Raw genomic sequence first — 19613 nt, 5'->3', positions numbered from 1 at the left:
TTACTTTTCTGGTGATTAGAAATTTATGAGCAAACTGTTTATACTTCCCGCCCCATTTTTATTGAGACAAGTAGCATGAGAATTGCGTTAGGTATTGAGTATGACGGGACTCACTACTATGGTTGGCAGCGCCAAAGAGAAGTCAAAAGTGTTCAAGAAGCGCTAGAAAAAGCGCTGAGCAAAATTGCCAATCATCCGGTTGAAGTACAATGTGCGGGTCGAACGGATGCAGGTGTTCACGGTACAGGGCAAGTAGTACATTTTGATACTACCGCGGAACGGCAGATGGTGGCATGGACGATGGGCGCCAATGCTAATTTGCCCAAAGATATTGCAGTGCGTTGGGCCTGCTCAGTACCAGACGACTTTCATGCACGATTCAGTGCTACAGCCAGACGCTATCGTTATGTCATCTACAACCATGTTTACCGTCCTGGCATTTTGAATTCTGGTGTCAGTCATTATCACGGTGAACTGGATGTCGAAAAAATGCAGCAAGCCGGACAATACTTGCTCGGCGAAAACGATTTCACTTCATTCCGCGCAGTGCATTGTCAATCACGTAGCCCTTGGCGCAATCTCATGCATTTGAATGTCACTCGTCACGGCCGCTATGTGGTGATTGACATCAAAGCCAATGCGTTCGTGCATCATATGGTGCGTAATATCACCGGTAGTTTGATTGCGGTGGGGCGTGGCGAGCAGAAGCCGGAATGGATTCAATGGTTACTTGAGCAAAAAAATCGGACTTTGGCTGCTGCGACAGCAAAAGCAGAAGGTCTTTATTTGGTAGAAGTGGATTATCCTGCGCATTTTGGATTGCCAGAAATGCCAATTGGGCCACTTTTCTTACCGGATAATTTGAACTAACGGCTAGTAATTGACTCAAAAATAAACAATATTGTGCTGTGGCCTAAGGGCGGAAATAGGTACAACCAGTTTTTTGTCTACAGTTAGCATTTTCTGTGCTTTAATCCACACGCGTTTTTGTCGAATTTATCTCTCCTGCTAATGGCAGGAGATTGAGAGTAAAAGGTCTTCCATGAGTTGGCTCGAAAAAATTTTAGAGAAAAGCAACATTGGTAGTTCACGCAAAGCCTCTATTCCAGAAGGTGTTTGGACTAAATGTACGTCGTGTGAACAGGTGCTTTATTACGCCGAATTAGAGCGTAACCTAGAAGTTTGTCCTAAGTGTAATCACCATATGCGCATGAAAGCGCGCCGCCGCTTGGAAACGTTCCTCGATCAAGGTGAACGTTTTGAGTTGGGTGAAGAGCTAGAGCCACAAGACAAACTGAAGTTTAAAGATTCTAAACGCTACAAAGAGCGTATCGTTGCTGCTCAGAAAGCCAGTGGTGAGAAAGATGCACTGGTTGTTATGAAAGGTGCGGTACTTGGCGTTCCTGTGGTGGCTTGTGCATTTGAATTCTCCTTCATGGGAGGATCAATGGGCTCTGTAGTAGGCGCTCGCTTTGTGCGTGCGGTCGAAGCGGCAATGGAACACAACTGTGGTTTGATCTGTTTCTCCGCCAGTGGTGGTGCACGTATGCAAGAGGCGTTGATGTCTCTGATGCAGATGGCAAAAACCAGTGCGGCGTTAGAGCGTTTGTCTGATAAAGGTCTGCCGTTCATTTCCGTGATGACCGACCCGACCATGGGTGGTGTTTCGGCTAGCTTGGCGATGCTTGGTGATATCAATATTGGTGAACCTAAGGCGCTGATCGGTTTTGCTGGTCGTCGTGTTATTGAACAAACGGTACGTGAAGACCTGCCAGAAGGTTTCCAACGCAGCGAATTTCTGCTTGAGCATGGCGCGATCGATATGATTGTTGATCGTCGTGATATGCGCCAACGCGTTTCTAGCCTATTGGCTAAAATGACTGGCCAAGCGTCTCCGCTAGTGGTTTCTGTGAACGACGCGCCAAATGAAGCTCCTTATGCGGTACCAGAAGCCAACAAAAAAGGGTAAAGTAAGCGCTAACTAAACCAACGGATTCTATGGTTGTACGTTAGATGACTCAAAAGCCTGTTCCTCAAGCCACATCTCCACTCGCGGTGTGGCTTGATTATTTAGCCCACATACACACTTCAGCAATTGATCTCGGCTTAGAACGCGTTCAAGCCGTTGCCCAAAAAACCAAACTCACCAAACCTGCACCAACCATCATCACAGTGGCGGGTACCAATGGTAAAGGTTCCACCTGTGCATTAATGGAAGCCATTTTGCTGCAAGCCGGCTATTCCGTTGGCGTGTACAGCTCACCTCATCTGATTCGTTATAACGAGCGCGTACGCATCAATGGGCAAGATCTGCCCGATGAGATGCACACCCAAGCGTTTGCGCATATTGAGCAAGAGCGTGGTGACGTGAGCTTAAGTCTGTTTGAATTTGGCACCTTGGCTGCGCTTTACCTTTTCCAACAACAGAAAGTGGATGTATTACTACTGGAAGTTGGGTTGGGTGGTCGCCTTGATGCCACCAACATTGTTGAGCACGATGTCAGTGTGATTACTAGCTTAGCTCTGGATCATACCGATTGGCTCGGTAATGATATTGCTGTCATTGGTTATGAAAAAGCAGGGATCTTCCGCTCAGGTAAACCTGCGATCTGTGGGCAACCTAAACCACCTGCGACGGTTGCGGCGCATGCTGATGATATTGGCGCCAAGCTGCACCAAGTTGAAATTCAATTCAGCTATGAAAAAACCTCAGAGACTACTTGGCATTGGCGCAGTGGGCGTTTTGAGTTAACGGACTTGCCCGTTCCGTCACTGCCTTTACCCAATGCTGCGACGGCGCTGATGGCGCTCGGCTGTTCTGGGCTAGAAATCAGTGATCTTGATGTTGTTGAAGGGTTACGTCATGCGCAATTGGCGGGACGTATGCAGGTAATTAGCCGTGAGCCAACCATAGTGCTGGATGTGGCGCACAACCCACACTCTGCGCACTATTTAGTGGAGCAGCTCAAGCAGCGTTATCCGCAGCAAGTGATCCATTTGGTGTTAGGTATGCTGCACGATAAAGACATTGCCTCGACAGTGATGGAACTGAATCCAGTGGTAACACATTGGTATCCAGCTTCTCTGTCTGGTCCTCGCGCTGCAACGGCGGAACAGCTTTGCCAGTATTTACCCGCAGGCAATATTCAATATGCTAATCCGGTAGCGGCATTTGAAGCCGCGTTGACACAAGTTTCAGCGCAAGATGTCATTGTGGTAGCAGGCTCTTTCCATACCGTGGGTGAAGTGCTTGAGCATTGGCAGAAGAGAGGATAGTAAATGGCCAGTAAATTTCAAAGCCGTTTAGTTGGCACCATCGTGTTGGTGGCGATCGGTGTGATTGTGTTGCCCGATGTGCTCGATGGTAAGAAAACGCACTTTAAAGAAGAGATCGCTAGCATTCCTATCAAACCGCAGCTAGAAGGTGAAGTAGAAAAGTTTGAGGTGCAGGATCCAGTACAAGATACCATTGCACTGCCCGAAGCGCCGGTGTCCGTTACTCAAACGGGTACTGAAAGCCCGTCTGTAGCTGCAAGTACCGCTTCTGTACCCAAAAATCCACCACCTACAAAAGTGGTGGAGCAGGTACCGGTGACAGTGACGGAAGTGCCAGAAACCAACGATTACCAAGATTCCGCTTGGATCATTCAGCTCATGGCATTAAAGAACGCAGACAATGCACGCAGTGTGGTCGCGGATCTGCAAAAGCGTGGCTATCAGGCGCATGTCAAACAAGAGAATGATTTTACCCGAGTGATTATTGGTCCGGATGTGTCGAAATCTAAGCTAGAAACTCAGCTGCTGGAATTAGAAAAAATTACCGGTGCCAAAGGTCAATTGCTCAAATTTAAACCATTAAACCCATAAGAAAACGTTTGCGTCGCGTTTTTTTCTGTTAAAATGCGCGCCAACTTAAGATGTAAGAACTCATGAACTGGTTAGATATTGTCATTTTAAGTGTGATCGGCCTGTCTGCGCTGATCAGTCTTGTTCGCGGCTTTGCTAAAGAAGCCTTGTCTTTAGTGATTTGGTTTGGGGCGTTTTATATCGCTTCGGAGTATTACGCCAAACTGGCGGTGTACTTCACCAACATTAAAGACGATATGTTTCGTAATGGAGCGGCGATTGCGGCTTTGTTCGTGGCGACTTTAATCGTGGGTGCTATCGTTAACTACGTGATTGCCCAATTGGTCGAAAAAACAGGACTATCAGGAACCGACAGAATTCTCGGCGTGGTGTTTGGTGCACTACGTGGTGTGTTGATTGTCGCAGCAGGTCTGTTCTTCATGGATGCGTTTACCGCATTTCCAAACACAGAGTGGTGGAAGAGTTCGCAGTTAGTGCCTGAATTCAGTCGCGTTATTGCTCCGTTCTTTGAACACCTAAAAGCAACATCAAGTTTTCTCTCTGGCGCGATTTAGCGCCGGAGACGGTTGAAATCGAGGATTAGGACATGTGTGGTATTGTTGGAATCGTGGGAACAACGCCTGTAAACCAGTCAATTTATGACGCTTTGACTGTGCTGCAGCATCGTGGCCAAGATGCCGCGGGTATTTGTACCATAGAAAGCAATCGTTTTCGTCTGCGTAAGGCAAATGGATTAGTCAGGGATGTCTTTGAAGCGAAACACATGCAACGCCTGCAAGGCAATGTCGGGATCGGCCATGTGCGTTACCCAACCGCAGGCAGCTCCAGTGCCTCAGAAGCTCAACCTTTCTATGTCAACTCTCCTTTCGGTATCACACTTGCTCACAACGGTAATCTGACCAACGCGAACCAAGTGCGCCAGAAGTTGTTCGAAAAAGATCGCCGTCATGTCAATACCACGTCTGACTCTGAAGTGTTGCTCAATGTGCTGGCACATGAGATCGATACGGTAAAAGGCAACGTGACAGCTGAGGATGTATTCCGTGCCATCAGCAATGTACACCGTACCATTCGTGGTGCTTACGCGGTGGCGGCGATGATCATTGGTCACGGTATGGTTGCATTTCGTGACCCACATGGTATTCGCCCATTGTGCCTCGGCAAGCGCGAAACCAATGGTCAGCACGAATACATGGTGGCTTCAGAATCGGTGGCGCTGGATGCTGTGGGTTTTGATTTTGTGCGTGATGTGGCACCGGGTGAAGCGATTTATGTCACTTTTGATGGTGAGCTTTACACCAAACAGTGTGCAGATAACCCAGCCCTGAACCCGTGTATCTTTGAGTTTGTTTATTTTGCGCGTCCTGACTCCTTCATCGACAAAATTTCGGTGTACAGCGCACGTGTGGAAATGGGCAACCGCTTGGGTGAGCGCATTAAAGCGGACTACAGCGATCTCGATATTGATGTGGTTATTCCAATTCCAGAAACGTCGTGTGATATCGCACTGCAAATTGCTCAGGCAATTGATAAACCATACCGCCAAGGTTTTGTGAAAAACCGCTATGTTGGCCGTACCTTTATTATGCCGGGTCAGCAGCAACGTAAGAAATCGGTACGTCGTAAACTCAATGCGATTCGCTCAGAGTTTAAGGATAAGAATGTACTGTTGGTGGATGACTCAATCGTACGTGGCACGACCTCGGAGCAGATCATCGAAATGGCTCGTGATTCCGGCGCGAAGAAGGTGTACATCGTTTCTGCTGCACCTGAGATCCGCTTCCCGAACGTGTATGGTATTGATATGCCAAGTGCCAATGAACTGATTGCTCACGGTCGTGACAATGACGCGATCTGTAAGCAAATTGGTGCTGATGCACTGATTTTCCAAACTATCGATGATCTGGTGGACGCGGTACGCTGTGGCAATCCGGATATCGTCAAGTTTGAAGCCTCGGTTTTCAATGGTGAATACGTAACGGGTGATATTGACCAGCAGTACTTGGATTTCCTCGAGTCCATGCGTTGTGATGATGCAAAATATCAACGTGAGATTCAGCAAGATCTGGCGAACCTAGAGTTACACAACGAAGGCGCTTAATCGCTCAGAGTGTCATGATTGAATCTCCGTCCAGTAACAAAAAGGCTTCCCTCGGGAAGCCTTTTTCGTAGGTGTTATTTCTCACTACGCTGTAGTTACAGCACCATAGCGGCAATCCAGCCGAAGACAATGAGCGGTAGGTTGTAATGGATAAAAGTTGGTACTACGGTTTCCCAAATATGCTCATGTTGACCATCGGCATTGAGGCCAGAGGTTGGGCCTAACGTTGAATCGGAAGCTGGGGAGCCAGCATCACCTAATGCAGCAGCGGTACCCACGAGAGCAACCGTCGCCATCGGTGAAAAACCAAACGAGAGGCAGAGTGGTACATAAATGGTGGCAATAATTGGAATGGTTGAGAAAGAAGAACCGATACCCATGGTCACTAACAGACCCACCACTAACATCAGTAGGGCAGCCAAGGCTTTGTTGTCTCCAATGCTAGTGGAGAGTGAGGCGACTAACGTTTCAACGCCTCCTGTGGCTTTCATTACCGCCGCAAAACCGGCCGCAGAAATCATGATAAAACCAATCATCGCCATCATGTGTACGCCTTTGGTGAACACGTCGTGCGTTTCTTTCCACGCAATCACACCACCAAAAGTGAACACCATGAAGCCAGCCAGTGCGCCAATAATCATTGATCCCGTAAACAACTGTACGGCCAACGCAGCAGCAATCCCCAATCCTGCGATGGCGATGTGTTTGCTATTGATTGCAAAACTGTCTTGCTGAACCACCGTCAACTCAGTTTCTTGATATTCACGAGGTTTACGGTAGCTGAAAAAGACCGCTAGCAATAGACCAAAGATCATACCAATCGCAGGCAGAATCATTGCCGTAGGCACTTGGCTGGCCGTGATGGCTTCCAATCCATTATCATGCAGGTTTTTCAGCAGAATGTTGTTGAGGAAAATGCCTCCAAAACCGACTGGAAGTACCATGTAAGGGGTGATCAAACCAAAAGTCAGTACGCACGCGACTAAGCGGCGATCGAGCTTGAGCTTGGCGAATACGCTCAGCAGTGGTGGGATCAAAATCGGGATGAACGCGATGTGCACGGGAATAACGTTTTGTGATGCCATTGCCATGAGCAGCAATGAAATCAGCACAACGTATTTCAGGCCCGTAGAAGCCACATGGTTTTCTTGACCATGAATGCGACGAATCACACTTTGCGCGAGTAAGTCGGTTATGCCCGATCTAGAAATCGCGACGGCAAAGGTGCCGAGCATAGCGTAACTTAAGGCGATAGTGGCTCCGCCACCCAAACCGCTTTCAAAAGCGGCAACGGTATCATTTAAACTCATACCTGCGACTGAACCACCAACGATGGCACTGAACGTCAAAGCAACCACGACGTTCACCCGCATCAGGGCTAGTAGCAGCATGACACAAACGGAAATGACTACTGGATTCATATTTTTTCTCGGGATGTTGTGTGTTTCCCCTGACTACCTGAAAAAAGAGGTGGTGTGGGGACAGGCCTTACCTGTTGAAGTCGCTCATACGCAGTAGCGAGCTTCAATCTAAGTCGGCATCATTGTTATTGTCCTCATTATCATTGACCAATGGCCAGCCACCTAAAGCCTTCCATCGGTTGACAATGGTGCAGAACAGCTCTGCAGTTTTTTGGGTATCGTACAAGGCAGAATGTGCCTCGCGATTGTCAAATTCCATCCCTGCGGTTTTACACGCTTTGGCAAGCACGGTCTGCCCGAAAGCAAGACCGCTCAGAGCCGCAGTATCAAACGTGGCAAAAGGATGGAATGGAACACGTTTTAATTTACAACGTTCGCTCGCCGCCATCACAAAACTATGATCAAAATGCGCGTTATGCGCCACAATGATGGCGCGGCTGCAGTCTGCGGCTTTTTGTTCTTTGCGAACCAGTTTGTAAATTTCTTTTAAAGCATGATCTTCAGTGACGGCGCCACGCAGTGGGCTGAATGGGTCATAAATCCCAGTAAATTCCAATGCGGCTTTTTCAAGGTTAGCGCCTTCAAAAGGCTCGACATGAAAATGAATCGTGCTTGCTGGGTGCAAATCCCCATTTTCATCCATACTCAAAGTAACGGCACAAATTTCAAGAAGGGCATCCGTCTGAGCATTGAATCCTGCGGTTTCTACATCGATAACCACAGGAAAATAACCGCGAAAGCGTTTTCTCAGGGTCTGCGCGTCATTTTTATCAGTCATGCGGGTTCTAAATTGTGTGATAAGGCTGGCATTATTGCAGATTCTGCTCGGGAGAAAAACCTAGCCTATTCAAATCAAGGCAATTAATTGCTCAAGAAAGAGGATCGGTGGTGTTTGACTGCTGAAGGTTTAATCGGTTAACCGAGAGTCAATTCCGTTTATCGTTATCCATGTTACTATCGCGCTGGCTAGATTTTTGCATCTAAATCATCAAGTCTCGCAGGTGGCAAACCTCCACCTGAGCATGCAGTACCAGTAGTGAGAAAAAGTATTTATGAATAAATGGGTTATCACAAGTTTGTTTGCCTTGAGCACATTATCAGCGCCAGTTGCTTTGGCGTTGGAGGTGCGTTATGTGGCAACACCACAGCAGTCTACGTGGCAAATGCAAACCAACACGCCGTTGGAATGCCGCCTTGTGCACCCGATCCCGAACTATGGGGATGCCGAGTTTTCTTCTCGTGCTGGCAAAAAAATCAACCTCGATTTCGAACTGAAAATGCGCCGCCCGATGGGCGATACTCGTAACGTTAGCCTTGTGTCTATGCCGCCGATTTGGCGACCGGGTGAGGCGGCAGATCGCATTACCAATCTACAATTCTTCAAACAATTTGATGGTTATATTGGCGGGCAAACGGCTTGGTCACTGTTGAGTGAGCTTGAAAAAGGGCGTTACCCAACCTTTAGCTACCAAGATTGGCAAAGCCGCGATCAACGCGTTGAAGTGGCGCTTTCTGCGGTGCTCTTCCAGCAACCTTACAACGAATTTAGCGACTGCATTTCCAAGTTACTGCCTTACAGTTTCGAGGACATTTCGTTCACGATTTTGCATTACGACCAAGGCGATAGCGTTGAGCTGAACAAAGCTTCGCAAAAGCGCTTAGCTCAAATTGCCGAATATGTACGCTATAACTCCGATATTGATTTAGTGCTGGTATCGACCTACACCGATTCAACCGACACTAACAACAACAGTCAAAATCTCTCTGAAAAGCGTGCTGAAGTGCTGAGGGAGTATTTTAAATCCATCGGTTTGCCGGAAGATCGAATTCAGGTGCAAGGTTATGGCAAGCGTCGGCCGATTGCTGATAACGCTTCACCGATTGGCAAAGACAAAAACCGCCGCGTGGTGATTTCTCTAGGTCGTACTCAGGTGTGAAACCCTACCTATGACGATTTACTAATAAGATGGCTTGTTATTACCCTAAAAAAATACCGCCAATCGTGGCGGTATAGGGAAGAAAACGGCTTGCTTAACCTTCTAGACCTGCTGTTGCTTGCTTGTTTTGGATGAGTTCAATCATGTAACCATCCGGATCTTTGACGAAAGCGATGTGCGTTGTACCGCCTTTCACCGGTCCTGGCTCGCGTGTCACGATGCCACCTGAGGCTTTGATGATGTCGCAAGTGGTATAGATATCGTCAACACCAATCGCGATATGGCCGTATGCATTGCCTTTTTCATATTCAGCAACACCCCAGTTGTAGGTCAGCTCAATCACGGCACATTGTGATTCATCACCATAACCTAAGAAGGCGAGGGTGTATTTGTATTCGGTATTCTCATTTTTACGCAGTAGAGTCATGCCCATGACTTGGGTGTAAAACTCGATCGATTTATCCAAATCGCCGACACGTAGCATGGTGTGCAAAATACGATGGTTTGACATAAAGGCTCCTTGCTTTCCGGATAACGGTTTTTTTTGAAATTAGCTTTCTGGGTAAACTTTCTCTTTGAATTCACAAAGATCTTCAATGATACAACTACCACAGCGCGGTTTGCGTGCAATGCACGTATAACGTCCGTGCAGGATCAGCCAGTGGTGTACATCGAGCTTAAACTCGCTTGGAACCACTTTGAGTAGCTTGTGTTCAACTTCATCGACATTTTTACCCACCGCAAACTTGGTGCGATTGGAAACACGGAAGATATGGGTATCCACCGCAATGGTTGGCCAGCCAAAGGCGGTGTTCAGTACCACATTGGCAGTTTTGCGCCCAACACCAGGTAGAGCTTCCAACGCTTCGCGGTCTTCCGGTACTTCACCTTGATGTTTCTCAAGCAAAATACGGCAGGTTTTGATGACGTTTTCTGCTTTGGAGTTAAACAGGCCAATCGTCTTAATGTACTCTTTGACTCCATCAACACCCAGATCGAGCATGGCTTGTGGAGTGTTGGCCACCGCATACAGTTTATCGGTGGCTTTGTTGACGCTAACATCGGTCGCTTGTGCGGAGAGCAATACCGCAATCAACAACTCAAAAGGTGAACTCCAGTTTAATTCGGTCTCTGGCTTTGGGTTGTTAGCCCGCAGGCGCTCTAAAATTTCAATCCGTTTCGCGTTATTCATTAGACGGGTTGGCTTCCTTTACAAGGTTAGACATTGGTCACTCGTGCGCGCTCTATGGCTTGCTTTTGTTGTTTTGGTTGGCGAGCGGCAATCTGTTTATCAATCACACTTTTCGCGGCAATCAAGAAGCCAACACCGATGAAGGCACCGGGAGGCAAGAGTGCCAGCAAAAAGCTGCTGTCAAAATGGAAGATTTCGATACGCAACACTTTGGCCCATTCACCAAGAAGCAGATCGGCGCCATCAAACAGAGTGCCGTTGCCGATGATTTCACGCAGTGAACCGAGTACGACCAGCACGGAAGTCATGCCGAGTCCCATCCAAAATCCATCAAGTGCGGCAGGCAAGACATCATTTTTTGAAGCGAAAGCTTCGGCACGACCAATGATGATGCAGTTCGTCACAATCAGCGGAATAAAAATGCCGAGTGAGAGGTAAAGCCCGTAGGCATACGCATTCATCAGCAGTTGTACGCAAGTGACTAGCGATGCAATGATCATGACGAAGACGGGAATGCGCACTTCTTTTGGCACATAGTCACGCACTAGAGATACCGTCACATTGGATCCAACCAATACCAGTAGGGTTGCGATACCTAACCCGAGCGCATTGGTGACGGTAGAAGAGACTGCCAGCAGTGGACACAACCCCAGCAATTGTACTAAGGCCGGGTTATTGTTCCACATGCCATTTAACATCAGAGTTCTGTTTTCACTCATGTTATTGACCCTCGCACGGATTAGGCTGACTGTGCAGCTGTTGTTTATGCTGGTTCACATACATCACCGCTTTTTTCACGGCTTGTACGACCGCACGCGGTGTAATGGTTGCGCCGGTAAACTGATCAAACTGGCCGCCATCTTTACGTACTTTCCAGTCATCTTGGTTATCTGCGGTGACTTGTTGACCGTTAAATCCTAATACCCAATTACTGATCCGTAAATCAACCTTATCGCCTAATCCTGGCGTTTCTTGGTGAGCAAGCACACGCACACCGAGCACTGAACCATTATTAGCGATACCAACAATCACTTTGATTTCGCCGTTGTAACCATCGGGTGCAATGGTTTCAATCGCAATGGCGCTTGGTTCACCACCTCGTTTAGCCAGATAAGCATGCATGGTTTTTGGTGTGCCAAGTTCGGCATCGTTTACCAAGGTGCAGGCTTCTGCTAGCGAGTTATCGTGGTATTTATGTGGGATCACTTGGTTCAGAACTTGCAGCAGTTGCTTCTGTTCTTGTTGCTTAATTTGATTGGCCGTCAAAGCGTACGTCAGCGCGACCAAGCCAGTAGAAACACAGGCAAAGACGGCGAGAATCAGACCATTTTTTCGAATTGCTGTCAGCATAAGTCGCGCTCTTAGTGTCCGTAAGTTCTGGGTTTGGTGTAGTAATCAATCAGTGGTACGCACATGTTGGCGAGCAGCACTGCAAACGCAACACCATCAGGGTAACCACCCCAGCTACGAATGATAAACACCATAGCACCGATAAAGAAACCGTAAATCAAACGACCCTTGTCAGTGGTGCTGGCACTGACCGGATCGGTCGCAATAAAAAATGCGCCGAGCATGGTCGCGCCTGATAAAAGATGGATAACGGGTGAAGCGGTTGTCCCCGGAGCAAAGAGCTGAGCGAGTAACGACGTGATGACTAAACCTGCCAACATTGCCACCGGAATATGCCAACGTATGATACGCAGCTTCAGCAGCATCAGGCCGCCGAGCAGATAGGCAATATTGACCCATTCCCAACCGATACCCGCAAAACCGCTAAACTGAGGCTGAGTTAAGGTTTCACTCATGGTGTGCCCCGCTTTGAGCGAGGTTTTGATGGCATCCAGTGGGGTTGCCATGGTTACGCCATCAATACCGGTGCGGATTTGCTGTAACGACAGCCCATCAATGTTAAAGCCACCGAAAATCAGTGATACCGAATCGACCAGCGAACTGGGTTCGGCATTCAACTTGGTTGGTGCAATCCAGCTGGTCATCTGTACCGGGAAGGAGATGAGCAGTACCACGTAAGCAATCATGGCGGGGTTAAATGGGTTTTGCCCAAGCCCACCGTAAAGATGTTTGGCTATCACGATCGCAAAGATCAAACCAATGACCACAATCCACCACGGTGAAAGCGGCGGAATGGCTACGGCCAATAACAGTGCCGTCACCACTGCGCTGTAGTCGCGTAGTGCGGATACGGGGGAGCGTTTACGCAGTAGCATAATTCCCGCTTCTAGCGCCACGGCGACTGAGATAGCCAGCAGTAATTGAATCAGTGTGCCGTAGCCAAAAAAGTAGGTTTGGGCAATCAGGCCTGGCACAGCACAGGCCAATACCCAGCGCATGACATCGGCAGTATTACGTTTGCTGCGTAAATGTGGGGAGCTAGCAATAAAGAAGGCCACTAGTCATTCTCCTCAGCGTTTAAATTAGATGATTGTTGTGCGGCTTTGCGCGCTTTAGCGCGAGCGATAGCAGTGGCAACGGCGGCTTTTTTCGGATCGGCGTCGTCATTGCTTGGTGCGACTTCAACTTGTACGGCATCGCTTTGTTCCGTTTCGTTTTGCTGCTGGGCTTTACGCGCTTTAGCACGAGCAATCGCTGCGGCTACCGCAGCTTTTTTCGGATCGGAGTCGTCATTGCTTGGTGAGACTTCGGCTTGCTGAGTTACGCTTTGCTCTGTTTCGTTTTGCTGCTGGGCTTTGCGTGCTTTAGCGCGAGCAATCGCAGCGGCAACGGCGGCTTTTTTCGGATCGGCATCGTCATTGCTTGGTGCGACTTCGGCTTGCTGAGTTACGCTTTGCTCTGTTTCGTCTTGTTGCTGGGCTTTGCGTGCTTTAGCGCGAGCAATCGCAGCAGCTACCGCAGCTTTTTTCGGATCGGAGTCGTTATTGCTTGGTGCGACTTCGGCTTGCTGAGTCTCGCTTTGCTCTGTTTCGTCTTGCTGCTGGGCTTTGCGTGCTTTAGCGCGAGCAATCGCAGCGGCTACCGCAGCTTTTTTCGGATCGGCATCGTCATAGCTTGGTGCGACTTCGTCTTGCTGAGTCTCGCTTTGCTCCGTTTCGTCTTGCTGCTGGGCTTTGCGTGCTTTAGCGCGAGCAATCGCAGCGGCTACCGCAGCTTTTTTCGGATCGGTGTCGTCATTGTTTTGTGTGACATCTGCTTGCTCAGGCTCGTTTTGCTGCTCGGCTTTACGCGCTTTAGCACGAGCAATCGCAGCAGCCACGGCAGATTTCTTATCGTTCGCGTCATCACTGATTGGTGCTTGTGCTTCTGTCGGTTCGCCTTTTTCCGTTTTGCGTTCCCGAGCTTGGCGTTTACGTTCTTCACGCAGTTTAGCCATTTCACTGTTATCCGGCTCACTTGCACCACTCTGTGCAGCTTCTGCCTGTTTGGCTTTGGCGCGTGCAATCGCCGCCGCAATCGCAGGTTTTACGCTGTTATCGGCTGGCTCAAGCTGAGCTTTTTGCGCTTTAACGCGTTCAATCGCAGCGGCAATGGCATCGGATCCACCTTGCTGCTGCATCTCTTTACGGCGATCTTCCGCCGCTTGCTTGAAGCGATTTTCGCGTTCCGCTTTGTCGCGATCCATGCGCGCTTTTTTCTCTTCAAAGCGTGCTTTAGCGCGTTCAGCGGCTTCCGCTTCTAAACTGCGGGTGCGAATTTCTGCTTTGGCTTGGCGATAATACTGCACCAAAGGAATGTCACTTGGGCAGACGTAGGCACAGGCACCGCATTCAATACAGTCTTTAAGATTTAACTCTTCACACTTATCAAACTCTTGCGCCTTGGCATGCCATTGTAACTGCTGGGGTAACAATGAAACCGGGCAAGCATCCGCACACTGACCGCAGCGAATACAGGCCATTTCATGATCACTGCTGGTTAACTCATTGCGTGTTGGTGCGAGAATGCAGTTGGCGGTTTTAGTGATCGGCACTTGCGCGTGTGGCAGGGTGAAACCCATCATCGGGCCGCCCATGATTAGGCGCGGCAGCTTTTTATCAGCCTTGTAGCCAAACTCATTGAGCAGAGCTTGTACTGGAGTGCCGAGCAGTGCCCAAACGTTACGCGGCTTACGGAAACAATCACCGGTGAGCGTTACAACGCGGCGGATCAGTGGCTCGCCATGCAAAATGGCGCGCGCAATTGCCTGTAAAGAGCCGACGTTTTGTACCAACAGACCAATATCAGCAGGAATGCCGCCTTTCGGAACTTCCAAGTTAGTCAGGATCTTGATGAGTTGCTTCTCACCGCCTGACGGGTATTTGGTTGGGATAACGCGGATCACTATTGGTTTGTCTTGCGCGGCTTGTTGCAGCGCTGCAACGGCTTCCGGTTTGTTATCTTCAATCCCGATGATGGTCAGTTTGGGCTTTAAAATGTGCTCAACAATCTCGATGCCCTGAATAATTTCATTGGCATGCTGACGCATTAACACATCATCTGCGGTGATATAAGGCTCACACTCGGCAGCGTTAATGATCAAGATTTCGGTGCGTGATAGCCCAGATTGCAGTTTCTTCGCGGTCGGGAAGCCTGCGCCACCCATACCTGAAATACCAGCCTGACGGATCAGTTCCAAAAGTGTCTCGGGTGACAACTGTTGATAATCCGGCTGTGGCTGCAATTCGAACCACTCTTCTTGGTGGTCTGGTGCCAGTACAATACACAGCTCGCTCAAACCGGAAGGGTGAGCCACCGTACGCGGTTCAATAGCGCTAATGACGCCTGAAGTTGGTGCATGAATCGGCAACATGAAGGTCGAGGTGTATTGAGTCAGCGGCTGGCCTTTTAGGACACGGTCGCCCACTTTCACCAGTAAATCGCCTGCCTTACCAATGTGCTGTTTGAGCGGCAGTACCAGCTCATTCGGAATGCTCGCATTGATAATGGGCTGACGGTTGGATTGATGTTTATTTTCAAATGGATGAATGCCGCCGGGGAAGTCCCAAAGCTTGCCTGATTTGATTTGTTCGATTAATGACAGCATACCAATCCTTAATTCACACTCTTCTGCGCAGCAGGCGCAGAATCGGTCACATTGACCACAGGGATGGCATTGAGTTGCCACTTCCAGCTCTCTGGCGTGGTTTGTACCGGGATCATTTCAATACAGTCGGTCGGGCAGGGGGCGACACACAGGTCACAGCCTGTGCACTCATTTTTGATCACAGTGTGTACGGCTTTGTTACCGCCCACAATCGCATCGACCGGACAAGCCTGAATACACTTGGTACAACCGATACACATGTCTTCATGGATAAAGGCGACCATTTTGACTTTGTTGTCCAGATCATGGGCGGAGTCTTGTACTTCGACGCCCATTAGGTCTGCGAGTTTTTCAATGGTCGCTTGACCACCAGGAGGGCACTTGTTAATCGCATCACCATTGGCAATGGCTTCAGCGTATGGGCGACATCCGGGGTAGCCGCATTGGCCACATTGGGTTTGCGGCAAGATGGAGTCAATTTGATCAACGATGGGGTCTGCCTCAACCTTAAAGCGGATCGAAGCAAAACCCAGTATGGCTCCAAACACGGCGGCCAATGCCGCCAGAGCAAGAACAGCGATGACTATGGTACTCATTACAGTTTCACCAACCCGGTAAAGCCCATAAAGGCCAAAGACATTAAACCTGCGGTGATCATAGCAATGGACGCTCCTTTGAAGGGCGCGGGAACATCGGCGACATGGATCCGTTCACGCATCGAAGCGAACAGGATCAACACCAGAGAGAAGCCGACTGCAGCGCCAAAGCCATAAATGATCGATTGAATGAAGTTGTGATTTTCGTTGATGTTGAGCAGTGCAACACCTAACACCGCACAGTTGGTGGTGATCAGCGGCAGGAAAATCCCTAGCAGGCGATAGAGTGTCGGGCTGGTTTTGTGCACAACCATTTCGGTGAACTGTACCACGACAGCGATCACCAAAATAAAGCTCATGGTACGCAGATACTCAATGCCTAGTGGTCGTAACACGTAGCTTTCCACCAGATAGGCGCAAACTGAGGCCAAGGTCAGGACGAAGGTTGTCGCTAACCCCATGCCAATTGCGGTCTCTAGCTTTTTCGATACGCCCATGAAAGGACATAAGCCCAAGAACTTCACCAGTACAAAATTGTTCACCAGCACCGTGCCGATTAACAACAAAATATATTCGGTCATAGTTATATAAATGTTTGATTCCGATCCCGGCATTATCCTGCTTTGCCAAAGCAATAACAACCAAGGAAAGCTAAGGTTTTAGATACATGAACATAAATTATACGCAATAGGTGGCAAATAAGAGGCGAACGGTAGAGAAGCACAAGAGATCGTGTAGGGAATTTTGTTCTGAAAATCGGTAATAAAAAAGCCCAGTCGCTAGGGACTGGGCTTTAAATTTGGCTCCTCCTGCGGGACTCGAACCTGCGACATACGGATTAACAGTCCGCCGTTCTACCGACTGAACTAAGGAGGAATAGTTTCGGAGCGGATGTTAGCGATCTGGTTTTTTCGTGTCAATGTTTTTCGCTGAAAAAAATGTCGCTTTTTTATGTGGTTAAGGGTTTACTTTCTCGTATCCCTTACGGCTATTGAGCTGCATTCACTTATCCACTAAATTTGTGGATAAGTGTGTTGATGAATCTTGAGTTAGTTCGGCTTAGAGTGTTTTTTGAGTAAAAGCTCAGTTTTATATAAAGGCGATTTTTTGTTTTATTTATTGTTTTATAAGAGTTATTTTTTCTTTTCCACAAGTTTCGTTGTGCGACATGGATTGATGAATTTTAGGCATGAAAACGGGTCAAGAGGAAAATCTGGGGAAAACAGGTGGATTATTTTTATGGCGAGGGTAGGCGATAAGCCTGAGTAGGGCTGAGGATGTTAGCAAACCTCATATCGTGAAGCTAGGATTATTTTCAGTAAAATGAAGATCCTTCGCACATGGATGCGGAAATCCATTTACACCACAGTGTACGTGATAAAAGGTGGCGAAATTAAGTGCTTGATCATCCGCTATGCATACAGCAACAATAGCGTTCGAAAAAGAGTGCAACGAGGATGCAATGAGTAAAGCATTTGAATTGGTTTCGGATTATCAACCTGCCGGCGACCAACCTACAGCGATTAAGCAATTACTAGAGGGGTTGGATTCAGGATTAGCGCACCAAACTCTGCTTGGGGTAACAGGGTCAGGTAAAACCTTTACCTTAGCCAATGTGATTGCTACCGCTCAGCGTCCTACCATTTTACTTGCGCCGAATAAAACCCTTGCGGCTCAGCTGTACGGCGAAATGAAAGCCTTTTTCCCCAACAATGCGGTGGAGTATTTCGTTTCTTACTATGACTACTACCAGCCTGAAGCTTACGTTCCGAGCACCGATACTTTTATTGAGAAAGACTCTTCAGTTAATGCGCACATTGAGCAGATGCGTTTATCCGCGACCAAAGCATTATTAGAGCGTAAAGATGCGGTGATTGTCGCTTCGGTTTCTGCTATCTACGGTTTGGGTGACCCCGATTCTTATTTAAAAATGATGTTGCATTTACGCCGAGGTGATGTCATCAACCAACGCGATATGCTGCGTCGGTTAGCTGAGTTGCAATATTCACGTAATGACATGGCGTTTGAACGGGGTCAATTCCGCGTTAGAGGCGAAGTCATTGATATCTTTCCCGCAGAATCAGATCAAGAAGCCGTTCGGGTAGAGATGTTTGATGATGAAGTGGAATGCATCAGCCTTTTTGACCCATTAACTGGGGTTGTGACGTCACGTGATTTAGCGCGTTTCACCGTTTACCCTAAAACGCACTATGTAACCCCGCGTGAACGGATCCTTGAGGCGATAGAGCAGATCAAGCATGAGCTGCAAATACGTCGGCAATATCTCTTAGATAACAATAAACTGCTCGAAGAACAGCGGATTTCTCAACGAACTCAGTTTGATATTGAGATGATGAACGAGCTGGGATTTTGCTCCGGGATTGAAAACTACTCGCGTTACCTTAGCGGGCGATCCGAGGGGGAGCCGCCTCCAACGCTCTTTGATTACTTGCCCCACGATGGCTTGCTGATCATCGATGAATCACACGTCACCGTGCCGCAAATTGGCGCGATGTTTAAAGGCGATCGTTCACGGAAAGAAACCTTGGTGGAGTTTGGCTTCCGCTTACCTTCCGCTCTGGATAACCGCCCGCTTAAATTTGATGAATTTGAAGCACTGGCTCCGCAAACCATTTTTGTGTCTGCAACACCGGGTGAGTATGAGTTAACCAAATCGGGTGGTGAAGTGGCGGATCAAGTGGTTCGCCCGACGGGTTTGCTGGATCCGATCATCGAAGTGCGCCCAGTGGCTACTCAAGTGGATGACTTGCTTTCAGAAGCACGTATTCGCGCTGCAAATGATGAGCGGATCTTGGTGACTACCCTAACCAAGCGCATGGCGGAAGACTTAACCGAATATCTGCATGAGCATGGGGTAAAAGTACGCTATCTGCATTCAGATATTGATACGGTTGAACGGGTCGAAATCATCCGCGATCTGCGATTGGGTGTGTTTGATGTGCTGGTGGGGATCAACTTGCTCCGTGAAGGTTTGGATATGCCGGAAGTCGCTTTAGTGGCTATCCTTGATGCAGATAAGGAAGGCTTTTTGCGTTCTGAACGTTCATTAATTCAAACCATCGGCCGTGCTGCTCGTAACATCAATGGTAAAGCGATTTTGTACGCCGACTCGATCACTAAATCTATGCGTAAAGCGATGGATGAAACCGAGCGCCGCCGTGAGAAGCAGCATGCTTATAACGAGCAGCTGGGTATTACTCCACAGCCACTAAAGCGCAGCGTGAAAGACATTATGGAGTTGGGCGATATTGCGAAATCTCGTAAGCAAAAGAACAGCAAAGTAGTGCCTTTGGCCAAGGTTGCGGAAGAATCGGCTGTATATCAAGCTCTTACACCACAACAATTGGAAAAAGAGATCAGCAAACTAGAAGCGGCGATGTACCAACATGCGCAGAACTTAGAGTTTGAGTTAGCCGCGCAAAAACGCGACGAGATTCATCAGTTGCGTCAGCAGTTTATCGCCAACAGCTAATCGGTGAATG

At 48.4% G+C, this 19613-nt stretch carries 18 protein-coding genes and 1 tRNA gene; 8 read left to right on the top strand and 11 right to left on the bottom strand.

Annotated features, from left to right (window positions below; all coding sequences use genetic code 11):
* Positions 1 to 75: 75 nt before the first annotated feature.
* From truA to purF, 6 genes are all read left to right on the top strand, one after another.
* On the top strand, positions 76 to 870 hold the full coding sequence (truA, locus tag EPB59_RS08125) for a tRNA pseudouridine(38-40) synthase TruA (protein ID WP_055043874.1): 795 nt from the start codon (positions 76 to 78) through the stop codon (positions 868 to 870).
* Positions 871 to 1042: 172 nt separating this feature from the next.
* Positions 1043 to 1969 carry an acetyl-CoA carboxylase, carboxyltransferase subunit beta gene (gene accD / locus EPB59_RS08120; RefSeq protein WP_000118589.1) on the top strand — a complete coding sequence of 309 codons (927 nt, stop codon included), beginning with the start codon at positions 1043 to 1045 and terminating at the stop codon, positions 1967 to 1969.
* Between the two features lie 44 nt (positions 1970 to 2013).
* Complete coding sequence (gene folC / locus EPB59_RS08115; protein ID WP_154172221.1) at positions 2014 to 3276, top strand: bifunctional tetrahydrofolate synthase/dihydrofolate synthase; 1263 nt, start codon at positions 2014 to 2016, stop codon at positions 3274 to 3276.
* A 3-nt stretch (positions 3277 to 3279) separates the two neighbouring features.
* Positions 3280 to 3867 carry an SPOR domain-containing protein gene (locus EPB59_RS08110; RefSeq protein ID WP_154172219.1) on the top strand — a complete coding sequence of 196 codons (588 nt, stop codon included), beginning with the start codon at positions 3280 to 3282 and terminating at the stop codon, positions 3865 to 3867.
* Positions 3868 to 3929: 62 nt separating this feature from the next.
* Entirely contained in the window at positions 3930 to 4421 is a 492-nt protein-coding gene (locus EPB59_RS08105) for a CvpA family protein (RefSeq protein WP_001104251.1), read from the top strand.
* Positions 4422 to 4453: 32 nt separating this feature from the next.
* On the top strand, positions 4454 to 5968 hold the full coding sequence (gene purF / locus EPB59_RS08100) for an amidophosphoribosyltransferase (protein WP_055050467.1): 1515 nt from the start codon (positions 4454 to 4456) through the stop codon (positions 5966 to 5968).
* A 95-nt stretch (positions 5969 to 6063) separates the two neighbouring features.
* On the opposite strand, the gene EPB59_RS08095 is transcribed toward purF, so the two are convergent.
* Positions 6064 to 7389, bottom strand: coding sequence for a Na+/H+ antiporter family protein (locus EPB59_RS08095; protein ID WP_154172217.1), 1326 nt, complete (start codon positions 7387 to 7389; stop codon positions 6064 to 6066).
* Positions 7390 to 7492: 103 nt separating this feature from the next.
* A complete protein-coding gene (gene rnt / locus EPB59_RS08090; protein WP_000130235.1) occupies positions 7493 to 8167 on the bottom strand; it encodes a ribonuclease T in 675 nt (224 codons plus the stop codon).
* A 274-nt stretch (positions 8168 to 8441) separates the two neighbouring features.
* Here rnt and motY point away from each other — a divergent pair, with 274 nt between their 5' ends.
* Positions 8442 to 9326, top strand: a complete 885-nt coding sequence (gene motY, locus EPB59_RS08085; protein ID WP_134818710.1) for a flagellar protein MotY — start codon at positions 8442 to 8444, stop codon at positions 9324 to 9326.
* Between the two features lie 94 nt (positions 9327 to 9420).
* On the opposite strand, the gene gloA is transcribed toward motY, so the two are convergent.
* The 9 genes from gloA to EPB59_RS08040 form a co-directional block, all read right to left on the bottom strand.
* Positions 9421 to 9837, bottom strand: a complete 417-nt coding sequence (gene gloA, locus EPB59_RS08080) for a lactoylglutathione lyase (protein ID WP_154172215.1) — start codon at positions 9835 to 9837, stop codon at positions 9421 to 9423.
* A gap of 39 nt (positions 9838 to 9876) precedes the next feature.
* Positions 9877 to 10518 carry an endonuclease III gene (nth, locus tag EPB59_RS08075; protein WP_001057748.1) on the bottom strand — a complete coding sequence of 214 codons (642 nt, stop codon included), beginning with the start codon at positions 10516 to 10518 and terminating at the stop codon, positions 9877 to 9879.
* Positions 10519 to 10544: 26 nt separating this feature from the next.
* Positions 10545 to 11237 (bottom strand): electron transport complex subunit E, encoded by a 693-nt coding sequence (locus EPB59_RS08070; protein WP_055050471.1) that lies wholly within the window; start codon positions 11235 to 11237, stop codon positions 10545 to 10547.
* A 1-nt stretch (position 11238) separates the two neighbouring features.
* A complete protein-coding gene (gene rsxG / locus EPB59_RS08065; protein ID WP_148534489.1) occupies positions 11239 to 11868 on the bottom strand; it encodes an electron transport complex subunit RsxG in 630 nt (209 codons plus the stop codon).
* Between the two features lie 11 nt (positions 11869 to 11879).
* Positions 11880 to 12926 carry an electron transport complex subunit RsxD gene (gene rsxD, locus EPB59_RS08060; protein WP_055050472.1) on the bottom strand — a complete coding sequence of 349 codons (1047 nt, stop codon included), beginning with the start codon at positions 12924 to 12926 and terminating at the stop codon, positions 11880 to 11882.
* Positions 12926 to 15514, bottom strand: a complete 2589-nt coding sequence (rsxC, locus tag EPB59_RS08055; RefSeq protein ID WP_195706958.1) for an electron transport complex subunit RsxC — start codon at positions 15512 to 15514, stop codon at positions 12926 to 12928. Before rsxC ends, rsxD begins: the two co-directional genes overlap by 1 nt.
* An 8-nt stretch (positions 15515 to 15522) precedes the next feature.
* Entirely contained in the window at positions 15523 to 16110 is a 588-nt protein-coding gene (rsxB, locus tag EPB59_RS08050) for an electron transport complex subunit RsxB (protein ID WP_000104491.1), read from the bottom strand.
* A complete protein-coding gene (gene rsxA, locus EPB59_RS08045; protein WP_000141446.1) occupies positions 16110 to 16691 on the bottom strand; it encodes an electron transport complex subunit RsxA in 582 nt (193 codons plus the stop codon). The genes rsxB and rsxA overlap by 1 nt, the downstream gene beginning before the upstream one ends.
* Before the next feature lie 219 nt (positions 16692 to 16910).
* A tRNA-Asn gene (locus EPB59_RS08040) sits at positions 16911 to 16986 on the bottom strand.
* A 586-nt stretch (positions 16987 to 17572) separates the two neighbouring features.
* Between EPB59_RS08040 and uvrB the strand changes: the two genes are divergently transcribed.
* The gene (uvrB, locus tag EPB59_RS08035; RefSeq protein WP_154172211.1) at positions 17573 to 19603 is read left to right on the top strand and encodes an excinuclease ABC subunit UvrB; all 2031 of its coding nucleotides are present in this window, start codon (positions 17573 to 17575) and stop codon (positions 19601 to 19603) included.
* Positions 19604 to 19613 lie beyond the last annotated feature (10 nt).

The sequence above is a fragment of the Vibrio metoecus genome, assembly GCF_009665255.1.
GTDB classification, from domain to species: Bacteria; Pseudomonadota; Gammaproteobacteria; order Enterobacterales; family Vibrionaceae; genus Vibrio; species Vibrio metoecus_B.
The sequence above is the reverse complement of the archived record's forward strand: the minus strand, read 5'-3'. Positions and strand labels throughout refer to the sequence as shown.